The sequence below is a fragment of the Mediterraneibacter catenae genome (assembly GCF_008691045.1).
Lineage (GTDB): Bacteria > Bacillota > Clostridia > Lachnospirales > Lachnospiraceae > Mediterraneibacter > Mediterraneibacter ornithocaccae.
Genome location: NZ_VMSO01000020.1, coordinates 1 through 15132 on the forward strand (window position 1 = coordinate 1; position 15132 = coordinate 15132).

12 protein-coding genes and 1 tRNA gene are annotated in these 15132 nt (G+C 49.8%); 4 read left to right on the top strand and 9 right to left on the bottom strand.

The features are described from left to right. Window positions 1-30 precede the first annotated feature (30 nt). Both FNY66_RS12365 and FNY66_RS12370 read right to left on the bottom strand, forming a co-directional pair. Window positions 31-678: a xanthine phosphoribosyltransferase gene (locus FNY66_RS12365; protein WP_150311344.1), complete on the bottom strand. Its 648-nt coding sequence runs from the start codon at window positions 676-678 to the stop codon at window positions 31-33. A gap of 3 nt (window positions 679-681) precedes the next feature. Beyond that, on the bottom strand, window positions 682-1344 hold the full coding sequence (locus FNY66_RS12370) for a YesL family protein (RefSeq protein WP_150311345.1): 663 nt from the start codon (window positions 1342-1344) through the stop codon (window positions 682-684). A 158-nt stretch (window positions 1345-1502) separates the two neighbouring features. Here FNY66_RS12370 and FNY66_RS12375 point away from each other — a divergent pair, with 158 nt between their 5' ends. Then, window positions 1503-2639: a glycerate kinase family protein gene (locus tag FNY66_RS12375; RefSeq protein WP_150311346.1), complete on the top strand. Its 1137-nt coding sequence runs from the start codon at window positions 1503-1505 to the stop codon at window positions 2637-2639. Window positions 2640-2806: 167 nt separating this feature from the next. On the opposite strand, the gene FNY66_RS12380 is transcribed toward FNY66_RS12375, so the two are convergent. The 7 genes from FNY66_RS12380 to FNY66_RS12410 all read right to left on the bottom strand — a co-directional run bounded on the left by FNY66_RS12380 (window position 2807) and on the right by FNY66_RS12410 (window position 10547). After that, a tRNA-Gly gene (locus FNY66_RS12380) sits at window positions 2807-2877 on the bottom strand. Between the two features lie 113 nt (window positions 2878-2990). Continuing rightward, the gene (locus FNY66_RS12385) at window positions 2991-3551 is read right to left on the bottom strand and encodes a prolyl-tRNA synthetase associated domain-containing protein (RefSeq protein WP_150311347.1); all 561 of its coding nucleotides are present in this window, start codon (window positions 3549-3551) and stop codon (window positions 2991-2993) included. Between the two features lie 92 nt (window positions 3552-3643). Beyond that, complete coding sequence (locus tag FNY66_RS12390; protein WP_150311348.1) at window positions 3644-5347, bottom strand: ABC-ATPase domain-containing protein; 1704 nt, start codon at window positions 5345-5347, stop codon at window positions 3644-3646. A gap of 92 nt (window positions 5348-5439) precedes the next feature. Beyond that, the gene (locus FNY66_RS12395; RefSeq protein ID WP_150311349.1) at window positions 5440-6894 is read right to left on the bottom strand and encodes a sulfatase-like hydrolase/transferase; all 1455 of its coding nucleotides are present in this window, start codon (window positions 6892-6894) and stop codon (window positions 5440-5442) included. 126 nt (window positions 6895-7020) lie between these two features. Then, window positions 7021-8571 carry an ABC transporter substrate-binding protein gene (locus tag FNY66_RS12400; RefSeq protein ID WP_229409515.1) on the bottom strand — a complete coding sequence of 517 codons (1551 nt, stop codon included), beginning with the start codon at window positions 8569-8571 and terminating at the stop codon, window positions 7021-7023. Window positions 8572-8633: 62 nt separating this feature from the next. Further along, window positions 8634-9575, bottom strand: coding sequence for a carbohydrate ABC transporter permease (locus FNY66_RS12405; RefSeq protein ID WP_087151347.1), 942 nt, complete (start codon window positions 9573-9575; stop codon window positions 8634-8636). A 15-nt stretch (window positions 9576-9590) separates the two neighbouring features. Next, on the bottom strand, window positions 9591-10547 hold the full coding sequence (locus tag FNY66_RS12410; RefSeq protein WP_229409516.1) for an ABC transporter permease: 957 nt from the start codon (window positions 10545-10547) through the stop codon (window positions 9591-9593). Between the two features lie 245 nt (window positions 10548-10792). Here FNY66_RS12410 and FNY66_RS12415 point away from each other — a divergent pair, with 245 nt between their 5' ends. The 3 genes from FNY66_RS12415 to FNY66_RS12425 all read left to right on the top strand — a co-directional run bounded on the left by FNY66_RS12415 (window position 10793) and on the right by FNY66_RS12425 (window position 15114). Beyond that, the gene (locus tag FNY66_RS12415; RefSeq protein ID WP_087151346.1) at window positions 10793-11887 is read left to right on the top strand and encodes a response regulator transcription factor; all 1095 of its coding nucleotides are present in this window, start codon (window positions 10793-10795) and stop codon (window positions 11885-11887) included. Then, window positions 11884-13671, top strand: coding sequence for a sensor histidine kinase (locus tag FNY66_RS12420; protein ID WP_150311350.1), 1788 nt, complete (start codon window positions 11884-11886; stop codon window positions 13669-13671). Before FNY66_RS12415 ends, FNY66_RS12420 begins: the two co-directional genes overlap by 4 nt. Before the next feature lie 84 nt (window positions 13672-13755). After that, window positions 13756-15114: an alpha-L-fucosidase gene (locus FNY66_RS12425; protein ID WP_150311351.1), complete on the top strand. Its 1359-nt coding sequence runs from the start codon at window positions 13756-13758 to the stop codon at window positions 15112-15114. Window positions 15115-15132 lie beyond the last annotated feature (18 nt).

The window sequence follows — 15132 nt, forward strand, 5'->3', positions numbered from 1 at the left end:
TGTACTATCAGCCAGTACGATAAACCGAATTTAGTCAAGCGTTGCACTTCTGCAGATTTCATCCTCTGCTTTTTCTACGCTGTTCAGCTCCGTTTTAGACTGATCCCTGAACTGGATTTCTCCGGTCTCTGCATTCATTCCGTCTACAATAGCCAGTGACTCAAGCTGGAAACCAAGATTACGTATGATCCGTCCGCCGGACTGGAATCCTTTTTCAATCGCAATCCCGATTCCCTCCACTGTAGCTCCGGAGGACTGTACGATCTGGATCAGCCCCTGAAGCGCACATCCGTTTGCAAGAAAATCATCTATGATCAGCACATGATCTTCCGGTGTCAGAAACTTCTGTGCTACAATCACATGATTAATACATTTGTGCGTAAAGGACTCAACTTCAGCCACATACATATCTCCGTCCAGATTGATACTCTGAGATTTTTTAGCAAACACTACCGGCACATTAAAATGCTGTGCCACGACACATGCAATTCCGATTCCCGAAGCTTCAATGGTAAGGATCTTATTGATCGGCTTGTCCGCAAACCTTCTCTTGAACTCCGCTCCCATCTGATCCAGTAGTTTGATATCCATCTGATGATTCAGAAAACTGTCTACCTTAAGTACATTTCCCTCTTTTACTACGCCGTCTTTTACAATTCGTTCTTCCAGAAAATTCATCTTTTACCCCTCTTCTCCTGTACTGTTATCATCTGTTCCGTTGTCATTCTTTTCAAACACTAAGAACACTCTTCTTAATATATAGGAATTGATCCATGCGATCAACGATCCCCCGATAAGGAACCAGAGCGGAAGCGTAAACATCAAAGTCGCTGTATTCCACAGCGAACCTATCACCGCCAGTACCATAACCGCTACCATCAGAAGCGTATACGGAAGCTTTCCTACTGTAAGGATCAGCGCATTGCGGAATGTAGCGCGTATGCTGTTTTCATAGCGGGCTGTCAGCGGAAAGATATAAATCGTAACTGACAGCAGGATGAATCCCAGCAAAAAAAAGATTGTTCTCATTACAAGTCCGACTGTTCCGGGCATCACGGCAGCTACTCTGTAATCGATCGTACATACAATACCCAGTAAGAGTACAATGATCCATATGATCGTGCTCTGCTTGAAATTAGATTTGAATGCCTTAAAAAATCCCCGGAAAATATATCCCTCTTCATTTTTTACCATTTTCAGCATAATCGTGTATAAAGCCGTCGTAGCGGCGCCGATCGTAACAATCGGAATACAGCAGATCAGCCACAGGACATTAAGACAGACCATATCGCATATCTTTGTCAGTGCACGGACAACAACATTGTCTGTAAGGTTAAATCTCATATTTATCTCCTAGCCTTCCTGATTGATTTCTTACAGTATAGCACAGGGGGAAAAATGATACAATCTGAAGATTTCTTGATATTGCCTCAGTCCTGACCTATAATCAAAATACAGATTCCTTTGAAATACAGATCAATCCATATGAGGTGACTTTCCATATGAAATTTTTATTTGCATCAGATTCTTTTAAAGGCACGCTTTCTTCGCACAGGACCGCAGAACTCCTCACCCGGGCAGCCGCAGAAGTCTTTCCCGGTTGTGAATGTGTCTGTGTGGAAGTCGCCGACGGCGGAGAAGGAACGACAGATGCCGTCCTGGCAGCTCTTGACGGAAAGAAGGTCACATTGCCTGTGCACGGGCCTCTGGGCGAAATAACAGAAGGTTACTACGGAGTGCTGGATGACCGGAGAGTGATTATGGAAATGGCTTCTGCCTCGGGGCTCCCCCTTGTTCCTGAATCACTGCGGGATCCGCGGCGGACTTCATCATACGGCACAGGTGAGATGATAGCAGATGCACTGGCGGGCGGCAGCCGGGAGATTACTATCGCTATCGGAGGATCAGCCACCAACGACGGGGGTATGGGCTGCATGCGCGCCCTTGGAGTCCGGTTTCTCGATGAAAATGAACAGGAACTGGACGGATGCGGGCAGGATCTTATAAAGCTGCGGAAGATCGACATTACCGGGTTGAATCCTCTGGCAAGACAGGCTTCTTTTACTGTGATGTGTGACGTGACTAATCCTCTGTGCGGGGAAAACGGCGCCACATACACATTCGGAAAGCAGAAGGGCGGCACTCCGGAAATTCTTTCGGAATTAGAAGCAGGCATGCAGAATTACAGAGATATCATCCTCAGACAGTTTGGAGTCAACATGGATGAAGTCTCCGGCGCAGGGGCTGCCGGCGGGCTGGGAGCAGCGCTTATGGTATTTTTAAACGGGAAACTTAAATCCGGTATCGAAACTGTTCTGGATCTCGTAGAATTTGACCGGAAACTGGACGGAGTCTCACTCGTGGTAACCGGTGAAGGAACGGCGGACTGGCAGTCTGCATACGGAAAAGTCATGCAGGGTGTGGGTACACGCTGCAGACGCCGCAATATCCCTGTTACAGCAATCGTCGGAAGCATGGGAAAAGGGGCAGAACATATTTATGATCATGGGATCAATTCGATCATTACTACCGTAAACGGTATTATGCCTTTGCGGGAAGCACTGGACCGTGCAGACGAATTATATCTTGGGGCGGCAAGGCGGATGTTCCGGATGCTGAAAACCGGAATGCAGTTATAAACATCGCGATGCCTCGCTCATCTCACGGCATTGCCGCTCGATGACCGTTGCCCGTCGGATGCCCGCTCGTGCAAGCACAGCGGTCGCCCTCCGGGCGTATCGCGTAAAATACCGGGAGCTCATCGAAGAGCATCCCGGTACTTATAGGTAAATCTGCAAAAAAATAGAGCGGGTGATGAGAATCGAACTCACGTATCCAGCTTGGAAGGCTGGTGTTCTACCATTGAACTACACCCGCGTCATCTCTGACACAAGCAGTATCTTATCATACCTTCCGGACAAATGCAAGCTTTTTTTAGAAAAAATTTTGTGTAACGTAACAGTTCAGCCATCTGATGTCAGGGGACGGATTTATGCCTGCATAAGGATCACGATCACCGGCTCATGGTCAAAAGCAGGTATCACTTTTTCTACGAGATCTGCGGTCCGGAACCTCAGACTCGATGTGTTGATGCACGGATGGCAGGCAAAGTATTCCTGTTGCAGTACATCCTCATCGATCAAAAGCTGCACCTTGTTATCCTTATCATTCATCAGTCCCATAACACTTACCGATCCCGGCGTGATATCCAGATATCGTTCCATATATTCCGGTTTTGCGAATGACAGACGGGATGAGCCGATCTGTGCGGACAGGTATTTTGTTTTAAACGGTTTGTCGCCCGGCATAAGCAGCAGGTAAAAGTCTGTTTCCTGCCGGTTGCACAGGAACAGATTCTTGCAGATCGCCACACCGCTATCCACTCCCTCACTTAAGGTTCGGTCAATCTCCTCACATGCCTCCATCGTCATCGCTGCTTCGTGATCAACTCTCTGATATTTCACCCCCAGTGAATCGAGGAAATCATATACACGGATCTCCTTATCCAGTCTCCCTTCTGTGCTCTCTGGTCTACCGTCAACTAACTTCATTGTACTTCTCTCCTGTCTGTCATTCTTTCACTGTACATGCAAAGATATTTTCCTGCGCTGTCCTTATCGTATCGTTATTCCCGGTTCTGCCGCTACATCTTCAGGCTCCGGTACCGGTCAAAGCAGGCAAAGATCTCCTGCCTTCTCGGCATAGCCATGCAGGAAATACTTGAGCTGTTCTCGCACAGAGCCGCAAGTGAGCCTTTCCGTATCGTCTGTTCCAGCTCGTCCACGATCCGCCGCAAGTCTTTCTTACCATCGAGCAGGTGCTTCTGTGCATACCTCATGCAGTACCCCAGCGCGGTCACCTGCTCGCTGTCCGTGATCTGCTCTACATAGCGCAGGTCGATCGTCTCTTTATTGATCATGACCGCCTCTCGGCCCATAGTCTTCATCTTGATCCGGTCATTCCCTCTGAATTCTCTTCCTGCTGCAGGACATCTTCTGAAATCCGGTCTTGCCGCAGGGTTCTCCGGCGCGCTTATCATCGGGAAGCTCTCCGCCTCTTTTTTCGCATAATCCGTAATGTCCTTCGGCACATACCGGTCCATCTGGATGATTGTATCTGCGATGTGGAAATATGATCCGGAGCTGCCTGCCACGATCACGGTGGAGATTCCGTAATCATCATACAGTTCCCGTATTCTCTCGATAAACGGCGTGATCGGCTCCATATCCCTGTGGATCACTCTCTGCATCAGTTCGTCACGGATCATAAAATTGGTCGCACTTGTGTCCTCATCGATCAGCAGAAGCGACGTGCCAGCCTCGATGCTTTCTACCACGTTCGCCGCCTGGGATGTACTTCCGCTGGCATCCTCTGTGCAGAATCCCACCGTGTCTTTTCCATTCGGCAGATCATTTATAAACATAGATATATCCGTTTTCTTAATGCTGCGCCCATCCTCGGCACGGATCTTCACAGCGGTGTTATCCGTAATGACATATTCCCGGCCATCTCCGGCAATGTGATCGTATACTCCGAGTTCAAGCGCTTTTAACAACGTAGATTTCCCGTGATATCCGCCGCCCACGATAAGTGTGATCCCTCTGCGGATTCCCATGCCGGTGATCTTACCTTTGTGCGGGAGTTCCATAGTCACTTCCAGTTCTTCCGGCGACCGGAATTGCACCCCGCCTTTCATCGGACGCGGTGAGATACCGGACTCTCTGGGAAGTATACTTCCGTTCGCCACAAAAGCACACAATCCCATCTCCGGCAGTCTCTCCCGGATATAATGCTGGTCCTCTGCCAGATCGACGATCGCTCTCAGACGCTTTGCGTCCATATTTTTATAGAAGAGCGCATGCTTCACACACTCCGGCACAAAATCAAACAGGATCTTTTCGAGCTCCCTCGCATTGATCGTCCTGCCATTCGCCGGAAAGCCGATCTCCATTCGGAGCACTGTGTCACCGCTCTTCGGATCGATACTGCACGCCGTGCGCTCCAGTACCTCCTGGGAGCAACGGCTCACAGAGATCAGCCCGCTCTTTCCCGATCCTTTTGCTTTAAATGCAAACTGTTCCGCACGCCTTCCAAACTGCCTCGTCAGCTCATCCTGCAGGGCAATGCGCTGATAGTCTTCCTTATATAATTCCTGCGGAAATCCCGCTGTACGGCCAGATACATGAACGCTCACCTTCGACGGCGATGCAAAGGGATCTCCCTGCACATGGTCAATGGACAGCACATATCCCGGAAACTGATAAGCGCCCCTTGTATCTTTGTAAGCAGGATAACCTCTGTGGTCGATCCTCTTTAATAAGCTTCTCAAATCATTAGACGGCTGCATGATGAAGTCTCCTTTCTTCCGACTTAATGTCTGAATCACATCTTAGTACATCATGCGTGTTAAATCAATATTCTTTTTCTACTTTTACTATCTTACTTCTGATATTTCGCCGTCTCCGCATAGACCGGCTTTCCTCCGGAATACAGTCCCGGCCGTCGCATCTGCCCCAACCCGGTCACTGCTTCGCGGGTTCCGTCTACAGCAATATCTGCATACTCCGCATACCACTTCTGGAGCCGGTCGAACAGTTCGCAGCGGATCTCTTCATATTCCGGACAGCCGATCAGGTTCTCCTTCTCCCCGGGATCTTCCGACAGATGGTAGAGCTCATTCGGTCCATAAGGATAACGGTGGATATACTTCCACTCCCGGTTGCGGATCATCCTGCTCGAGCCGTACTCGTCCAGGATCACAACATGGTTATCTGTATCCGCAGCTCCGGTCAGCACCGGGGCAAAACTCTTCCCCGGCAGCCCCTCCGGCAGTTCACCTTCAAGATCAAGCAGTTCCTTCAGTGTCTGGATAATATCGTAATGACTGCACATGCTCTCAGTCACCCTGCCTGCAGGGATTTTTCCCTGCCAGCGGGCAATAAACGGAACTTTTACCGCCGTGTCAAACAGGTTGAAAGGAAACGTTCCGTTGCCCTTTCCCCAGATGCCGTGATGCCCCATATTCATGCCGTTGTCCGCAGTGAAAATCACCAGGGTGTCCTCAGCGATCCCCAGCTCCTCCAGACGGTCCAGAAGCTGTCCCACTCCCGCGTCCATAGCACTGACCGCCGCGTAATACCCTCTCAGGAGACGTTTTCTCTCCTCACCGGTCCCTCCCGGCGCCGTAGGTATCCGGTTCGGATGAAGCGGCTCATCCGGCGTAGCCGTACACTGGCAGTCCCGGTACATCTCCGTAAACTCCTTCGGATGCTGATCTGCATCCCAGGGATCATGGGGCGCCGTATAGTGGACACTGACATAGAACGGCTCTTCTGACGCCGCATATTTCTCAAGATCCTCCAGCGCATGTTCCGTGATCAGATCCGTAATATAGCGGTCTTCTATCTTTAATTTTCCGTCTTCGATCACATCCGGCTGCATGTAGAGACAGCCGCCCCTTCCGATCGTGAACCAGTCCGTAAAACCGTGCTGGGGATTCATACTGTCTCCCAGATGCCACTTGCCGGAAAGCGCACAGCGGTAGCCGTTTTGTGCCAGCAGATCCGTATAGGCTGTCATGCCGTCCAGATAACGCACAGGCTTATCCTCGTTTGCAAAATACGGATGGTCTTTGAGATCCCCAAGAGCGTCCCTGTCGAGGCTTCCGCACCGGATCCAGTCATGGACTCCGTGCTGGGACGGAATACGTCCTGTCAGTATGGAAGCCCTTGCCGGACTGCATACCGGAGATGCACAGAAGAAATTATCAAATCTGGTACCCTGCTTTGCCAGCCGGTCCAGATTCGGCGTATAGATGTCGGTATTGCCTGCGCAGCGCATCGCCCAGGCGCCCTGATCATCCGTCAGGATAAATAATATATTCGGTCTTTTCATCACCAGACTCCTCTCTGATAAACTATTTTCAATATTGCTCTGCTGAAAAACCGGCATGCCGCAGGGCGGTGCCGGTTTTCATTTTTTTATGAATAATTTCCGTATTTACTTGAACTCTGAAACTATTTATTTTGATGACTGATATTCCTCAACCTGAGTTGTCACTTCATCGATCAGATCCTGTGCTCCGTTTGCTTCCAGATCTTTAAGGAATGAAGGAATGTATTCCTCAGGATCTACGGATCCGGTCTCAAGAGACGGTCCGTACTCTGCGATCACGTTAGTCAGAGCTGCAACCTGTGTCTCTACCGGTGTCATATCAAATGAGAAGCCGTTGTTCTGTGAAATAACAGCTGCATCATTATACTCCTGGAACAGTTCTTCGATGTTGTCCGGATAACTGATATCCCATTTCTGGTTGAACGGCGTACCAAACTGCCATCCATATGTATAGTCGTATCCGTTGTCAGCCGGATCAAGTGTTCCGCCCATTGTTCTGTCAACCTGGTTGTCGCCTACTTCTGTGTAGTGTTCACCTTCGATACCATGACGGATCAGTGTTCCGACATACTCGTCTGTGTTCAGAAGGTTAATGAACTCAAGAGCTTTCTCCGGATGCTCGCTTGCGGAGGAGATTGCAAGGATACCGCCGCTGAGTACGCTCGTTGTCTCAAATAACGGATCCATCAGTGATACGAAGCCTACTCCGTGTCCGCTTGAATTTGACATCATTTCAACGTTACCCGGTGCATTCTTAATGAAGTAGGAGAACAGCTTGCCATTGTTGAAGTCATTGTCGCGGTTTGCTGTATCGCTGTCATAGTTGACCGGATCGCCGCCAAGGTATCCTGCTTTGTTCCATGAATAAGCAGTCTTACAGTAGTTCATGTACTCTTCACTTGCGTACTGGTTAAATACAGTCTCTCCTGCCATATCTTTGAAATTGTCATACTCCGGTACTGCCGCAACTGCCGGGAGAGTGGAGTTTCCTGTAAGAGACTCGTACGGAGCCGCCATCGGCCATGCGTTCACAAGACCCGATACACCGATCACATCCTGTCCTGCCGCCTTTGACTTCTCGGCAACTGTCTCAAGGACTTTTGTATAATCCTCAAGTGTAGCAACCTGGCTCATATCGATTCCGTATTCCTCGGCAAGATCGCTGTTATATACGATTCCGCCCTGCCATCCCATTTCTTTATAGGAAGGAACTCCGTAAATCTGTCCGTCCACTTTCACTGTATCCCACACTTCCTGCGGAATAAAATCATAAGTTTCTTTTGCATATTCCGGAAGAAGATCCGTAATATCCATATACGCGTCCTTGCCTACGAACTGAAGATAATCGGTCGTCCAGTTTGCTGTAAAACAGATATCAAAATACTCGCCCGCATTGATCAGGTTCGGCATTTTCTCTTTGTAGTCCGGGTTGGCGATTACATTGTAATCGATCTCTACGCCAATCTTGTCACGTGTATACTCGTTGAGTTTTTCAATCACCTTATCCGTATCTGCTGCCACCGGGTTGATGGACATGTACCATTTCAGTGTAGTGATGCCGTCCTCATCGCTGCCGCCGTTGTCTGATCCGCCTTTCTTTCCGCATCCTGCCAGCAGGCCCACTGTCATAGCTGCCGCAAGTCCGATGCTGAGCAATCTTTTTGTTCTCAGTTTCATAATCTTTCCTCCTCTTAGAAATTATTTACCAAAACGCTTCTGCGTTCTGAATACGTGTTATATCAGCCTTTCACTCCGCCTACTGTAAGTCCTTTGACGAAATATTTCTGGAAGTACGGATACGCCAGAAGAATCGGAAGTACTACCAGCACGGTAAGAGCCATACGGCCGCTGTCTGTCGGTGCATTTGCTGCCATCTCTGCATATTCCAGAGCATTTGCCGAAGACTGTTTCATAAATTCCAGACTGTTCTGCATACTCCACAGCAGTGTCTGTACAGGATATTTTTCCTGATCTACGATGTAGAGCATTCCGAGGAACCAGTCGTTCCAGTATGCGATCATCGTAAACATACCGATCGTTGCGATACCCGGTTTTGAAAGCGGAAGCACGATCCTGAAAAATGTCTTAAACTCACTGGCTCCGTCCACTCTCGCAGCTTCTATCAGCTCAACCGGTATACTCTTGTAGAACGTCCTGAGCACCACAATGTAGAATGCGTTGAACGACATCGGGAAGATCAGCGCCCACACGCTGTTGCCCAGACCGAGCAGCTGTGTGTTTACCATATATGTAGCAACGATACCTCCGTTAAACAGCATGGTAAAGAGCATCAGGAGTGTAAACAGTCTGTTGTATGCATAGTCGCTGCGGCTGAGTACATATGCGAAGCTTGCGCTGATCGCCAGACTGAATACTGTTCCGACTACAGTTACAAAAATTGTGATTCCGTAAGAACGGATAAGCTGATCTCCTAGTTTAAAGAAGAACTCATATGCCGCGAGACTCCACTCGGACGGAAAAAAGCTGTACCCGTTTTCAAAGATGCTCTGCTCACTGCTGAAAGATACGATCACTACGAGCAGAAGCGGAAGCACACAGACAAGAGTCCATATGGCAAACCAGATATTCAGAGCAATATCGGCTTTTTTAGATATCCGGTTTATTGTCAGATCAGGTACTCCCTCATCCTTGTTCTTTTTCTTCTTAAATAAACTTTTCATCCATAACCCCTCCTGTCAGAATAATGCGCTGTCCGGATCCATTTTACGTACGACGAGGTTGGTTCCTACTACAAGGACAAATCCCACAACCGACTGGTAAAGGCTGGCTGCAGATGCCATGCCGACATTGCCGGTTTCTTTGAGCGCCCTGTATACATATGTATCAATAACCTGTGTCACGTCATACAGCGGTCCCGAATCTCTCGGAAGCTGGAAGAACAGACCGAAATCAGCGTAGAAAATTCTTCCGATTGCCAGGATTGTCAGGACGATCATCATCGGTTTCAGACATGGCAGCGTAATATTTTTGATCTGCTGCCATTTTGTTGCTCCGTCGATTACCGCTGCTTCGTAGTAATCGTTCGGAATACCGGTAAGAGAACTCAGGTACATGACCGTTGAATATCCTATCGTCTTCCACAATTGGAAAAATGTCAGAATAAACGGCCATTTTCCAGGATCAGAATACCAGTCTACCCCGGCGAATCCGAAGTAGTCAAGCAGATGATTGAACAGGCCGTCGTCCACGCTGAACATTGAAAACGCCATAAACGAAACAACAACCCATGACAGGAAGTAAGGCGCCATAAAGATCGTCTGGTAGATCTTCGCCCTGCGTTTCTTCAGGAGTTCGTTCAGGCCGATCGCCATAGCCACTGCCATCACAAGATCCAGCAGGATAAACAGACCATTATAAAGCAGTGTGTTTCTCGTAATGATCCAGGCGTCTGTTGTCTTGAACAGGAATTCAAAGTTTTTGAAGCCGATCCACTGACTCCCGAAAATGCCGTCCCTTACGCTGAAGCGCTTAAATGCGAGAAGCAGTCCCGACATGGGAAGGTAGCGGAACAGAATCATTACGATCAGCCCCGGCGCCGCCATAACAGTCAGTGGAAGATTTTTTTTGAATACATACCAGAAACTTTTTTTCTTTTTTTTCACGACAGCCGGGTTAGCAGTTGAAGTTTTCATAACATCCCCCTTTTCTTTCCGTGTTTTTTTCTAGATAAAGTGTATCATTCGCGCAGACATTTCAACAACGGCACAATTTTTATATGAGGTGCATCTTTTTTATGTGATGTTATCCACTAAAATCCGCGCAAAAAATATTATTTATAGGAAATAATTCACAAATCCGGCAGTCATGTGCTATAATAGCCGATGATTATTTCAGACAGTTATTAGGGAATGAGCCGCAAAAGAGGAGGAACAGACTTATGATAAAAGTACTGCTTGTAGATGACGATTATCTTGCCCTGGAAGGGTTGCGTCAGATGCTGCATTGGGACAGCTTCAACGGAGAACTGGCAGGCTGTGCTACAGACGGGCTCGAAGCAGTCTCTATGATCGAGGACAATCCTCCGGATGTAGTTGTGGCAGATATCAAGATGCCGCGCATGAACGGAATTGACCTTGCGCGTTATCTGTATCAGAATCATCGCGGTACCCATATCATACTCCTAAGCGGGCACAGCGAATTCGAATACGCCCAGAAGGCGCTGCAGTACCGCGTTACTGATTATATCTTAAAACCTGTCACAAGGCAGAAAATCAAAGAACTGGAAAACCTTCTGGTAAAGATCAGTCAGGAGCTGACGGCCAGAAAAGAGATCCGCCGTCTGACCGGAAGCGACTCATTAAGAGACCATCTGCTTTCGCTTCTCCGGCAGGGAGACGCTGACGCAGTCCGTGATCTTCTGCTGTCCGGGAGCCTCTCTGATTCCCTGCTCCACGACACAGCCGGAACTCTCGGCGCTACAATTTTGAACCATCTTTTTACCTATCAGAAGGAAATCAGGAAAAACAATCCGCAGCTTGCAGATATTAAAAAGCAGGAAATGGAGACATACTGGCACCTGCCTTCACCTGCAGCCCGCGTAGACTATCTGCTCTCACTCTGCCAGGAACTCATGGCGTATACGCAGAGCAGGAAAAATGAATATGAACAGCCGATCGTAGCTCACTGCGTCCAGATGATCCAAGAGTGTTTTTCTGATCCGGGCTTTAACATTTCACAGCTTGCAGACCGCGCAAACCTCTCCCTGCCTTATCTGAGCACAGTCTTTAAACAGGCAATGGGACAGACCATCAGCAGCTACCTCTCACAGCAGCGGCTGCTGCACGCGCAGGAACTGCTGCAGGATATTTCCATCCCGATCAAGGATGTATGCGCCAGATCCGGTTACGAAGATCCGCATTATTTTGCCAGATCTTTTAAGAAGCAGACCGGCATGACTCCGAGCGAGTACCGCAATCTCTACAGTTCCAGGGATCTGCACCCGAACCGTTCCGCGAAGGAGGAGAATATATGAGTATCACAAAACGGAGCTTTATGATTATCTGCCTGATTATCTCAGGTATTCTGCTCACACTGAATCTCGTCACCTATGGACTCTTCCGCTATTCCATTACCGACCAGATACTGACGTCCTATGATACTCTCGTCGACGCCAACAATTCTCTGTGCCGTCTTTTTACACAGGAGCTGGATCAGCTTACTTATCTGTATACAACGGACGAGGAACTCGGGAATCTGCTGTCCATGCCGGTGGGCGAGGACTCTCTTGAAGATCTTCAGACAAAATCAGCCCTTAACAGCCGCATGGCCTATGTCCTGAATTCCCAGACCGCGCTGTCTAACAAAGGGTTTTCTTCTGTCCTCTATATCAATCCGGCTCTCCCGGTAAGTACCTTATTCCAGTCCGACACCACGATCAGGCGTGTCAGCCGCCTCTTCAGCGCGGAGACTGTCCTTCATGAGGAGTGGTATCAAAACGCACACGAGCAGGTGACCAGACAATATATCTTCGTAGATGGGGAAGAGGGAAGGCTCTGTTTCGCCAAAAAACTCCAGAACAGCCACTATTCCGGTCCCCGGCTGCAGGACGGAGTCGGAGTGCTCCTGTGCAGCGTGCCCGCAAACCGCATCCCGCAGATTTTTTCATTTCACCCGCTCACTGCCAACAGCGGATTCGCCATTTTCAGCCGTGACGGCGCCCTGCTGTATCAGTCAGACACACTTCCCGATCTGTCTGACGCCGCTTCACAGTTTTTGGGCGACACTGCCCATCAGGAGCTTTCCCTGAACGGCAGTTCCTATATATACAGTTCGGCGGAGCTGGACTGGGGTCTTCATCTGCTCTTTCTCACCCCGTACAGCGATATCACCGGACAGCTTCACAGAGTGATGCTGCCTTATCTGATCTGCTCGCTCATCTTCCTGATCATCGGCGCTCTGTCCTCTCTTCTGCTCTCAAGAGGCATTACACGCCCGGTCGTACACCTCACCAGGAAGATCGAGAGCATAGAAGATACCCGCACCGTGGATCTGGCTGCATTTTCAGGACTGACGGGGCCTCCGGAAATCCGGCGTCTGAATACCAGCTTCGGAGATCTGATCCGGCGTGTCAACCGCCTCACCGGTCAGATCCAGAAGGCAGCAGAGCAGCGCCGTATAAGCGAACTTCGCGCACTGCAGGCCCAGATGAATCCGCATTTCGTGCTCAACGCCATGAATACAGTCAACTACATGGCCCTGATGCGCGGGCAGGACGACATCGCCGCCACGGTTGACTCGATTGCCAGTCTGATGCGGTACAGCATCACGGATCCGGACAAACTTGTAAGTATCCATACAGAGGTAGAAAACATACGGGAATATATCTCGATCTATACTCTGCGTTTCCGCCAGGAAATCCGCCTTGAGATCTCGGCAGACCGTCCGGATACGGAGATCTTTATCCCCAAATTCACCCTGCAGCCTCTCGTAGAGAATTCGATCCGGCATGGGATCACACGGCAGGACGCCGGCATTACCGTGTTCCTGCGGGCATGGGAAGATGAGGACAGGCTCTATGTGCAGGTGACCGATACAGGCCGGGGCGCCGATCCGGACAAGTTGAACGCCTATCTCCGCTACGAAGATGTAGATCTGAAAGTATCCCACGGGTTCGGCATACGCAATGTAAACGAGAGGATACAGCTCCATTTCGGCGGAGACAGCGGTCTGACCTTTTCCATAGACCCGGACGGCCGGCTCGCCGCCACGCTCACGATCTGCACAGATAAAAAAAGTGCACCTGATAATAAGATTTAACTCTTTCAAACATTACAGCCGGGCGGTATATTAGAATCAACCCCCGGCTGTTTTTGCCGGATACGAGAAAAGGAGCACAAAAATATGGCGAAAACACTTGTTGTCAATGGTATTCACAATTATACTGCACCGGAGGAATATATCCCCCCGAAATCAGCGGCGGTCAGAGAGCATCTGGAATGGTTCATGGACCAGAAGCTGGGACTGATGATGCACTGGGCACCCGGCTGCCAGCTCGGCACTTACGAGAGCTGGCCGTTAAGCGACGGAGACGGCTCATGGAGCCAGGAAGATATGACATGGGCCGACATCGAGACCTGCAAGCAGCAGTACTGGGATGCAAACCGGACTTTCAATCCCATAAAATTCGATCCCGCCAGATGGGCAGCGCTCGCCGCGGACTGCGGGTTTAAATACCTGCTTTTTACAACAAAGCATCATGACGGATTCTGTATGTATGACACGGATACAACAGACTATAAGATCACAGCAGAGAGCTGTCCCTTCCATACACATAAGGACGCTGACATCGTCGGCGCTCTCTTCCGGGAATTCCGCAGACAGGGCCTGGGTATCTCCGTCTACTTTTCCAAGCCGGACTGGCACAGCGAGTATTACTGGGCTCCGCAGTTCGGCGCCGCACCTGACAGAAACGTAAATTATGATGTCAGCGAACATCCGGAACTGTGGGAGAAATATGTACAGTTCGCCCATCAGCAGATCCGGGAACTGTGCACAAACTACGGCAAAGTCGATGTCCTCTGGCTGGACGGCGGCTGGGTCCGCCCCGACAATCTGGGGCAGGATATCCGCCTCGGAGAGATCGTAGAAGAGATCCGTTCCACCTCCCAGCCTCACCTGATCGTCTCCGAGCGCACCTGCGGCGGAGAGTACGAGAACTTCATCACGCCGGAGAAGACCGTGCCTGAAGACGCTCTCTCTGTACCCTGGGAGACATGTACGACTGTAGGGAAGAAATTCTCGTTCCACTATACGGATACATTTAAGAGCGGACACCAGCTCGTACTGCTCCTCCTCGATGTGGTAAGCAAGGGCGGCAATCTTGCGCTCAACATCGCACCTCAGCCTGACGGTGAGCTTCCGGCTCCCGCAGTACGTTCCCTGCGCGATCTGGGTGCATGGCTTAAAATCTTCGGAGACGGTATCTACGGCACCCGCATCTGCGCCCCGTATTTTGGGAAAAATCTGTTCTATACATGCAAGGGAGACAACACATACGCTTTCTTCGCATACGGGGATATCCCCGCCCTCCCGGAGCAGATCAGTCTCTCCTCAGAGAAGACAGTCAGAAAAGTGACAAGTATGCGTACCGGCGCTTCAGTACGTTTCCGCCAGGAAGGCAGCACAGTAACTATCTTTCCGGAGAATGTTCCTATGGGCGGTGCGTTTTATGCAGAAGGATTCTGCATCACGGCAGGCTGAACCGCCGCCTCTCAGGGA

Excerpts from the sequence above, each read along its gene's own strand:
- FNY66_RS12365 (WP_150311344.1), bottom strand. The coding sequence starts at position 678 with ATGAATTTTCTGGAAGAACGAATTGTAAAAGACGGCGTAGTAAAAGAG.
- FNY66_RS12370 (WP_150311345.1), bottom strand. The coding sequence starts at position 1,344 with ATGAGATTTAACCTTACAGACAATGTTGTTGTCCGTGCACTGACAAAG.
- FNY66_RS12375 (WP_150311346.1), top strand. The coding sequence starts at position 1,503 with ATGAAATTTTTATTTGCATCAGATTCTTTTAAAGGCACGCTTTCTTCG.
- FNY66_RS12385 (WP_150311347.1), bottom strand. The coding sequence starts at position 3,551 with ATGAAGTTAGTTGACGGTAGACCAGAGAGCACAGAAGGGAGACTGGAT.
- FNY66_RS12390 (WP_150311348.1), bottom strand. The coding sequence starts at position 5,347 with ATGCAGCCGTCTAATGATTTGAGAAGCTTATTAAAGAGGATCGACCAC.
- FNY66_RS12395 (WP_150311349.1), bottom strand. The coding sequence starts at position 6,894 with ATGAAAAGACCGAATATATTATTTATCCTGACGGATGATCAGGGCGCC.
- FNY66_RS12400 (WP_229409515.1), bottom strand. The coding sequence starts at position 8,571 with ATGAAACTGAGAACAAAAAGATTGCTCAGCATCGGACTTGCGGCAGCT.
- FNY66_RS12405 (WP_087151347.1), bottom strand. The coding sequence starts at position 9,575 with ATGAAAAGTTTATTTAAGAAGAAAAAGAACAAGGATGAGGGAGTACCT.
- FNY66_RS12410 (WP_229409516.1), bottom strand. The coding sequence starts at position 10,547 with ATGAAAACTTCAACTGCTAACCCGGCTGTCGTGAAAAAAAAGAAAAAA.
- FNY66_RS12415 (WP_087151346.1), top strand. The coding sequence starts at position 10,793 with ATGATAAAAGTACTGCTTGTAGATGACGATTATCTTGCCCTGGAAGGG.
- FNY66_RS12420 (WP_150311350.1), top strand. The coding sequence starts at position 11,884 with ATGAGTATCACAAAACGGAGCTTTATGATTATCTGCCTGATTATCTCA.
- FNY66_RS12425 (WP_150311351.1), top strand. The coding sequence starts at position 13,756 with ATGGCGAAAACACTTGTTGTCAATGGTATTCACAATTATACTGCACCG.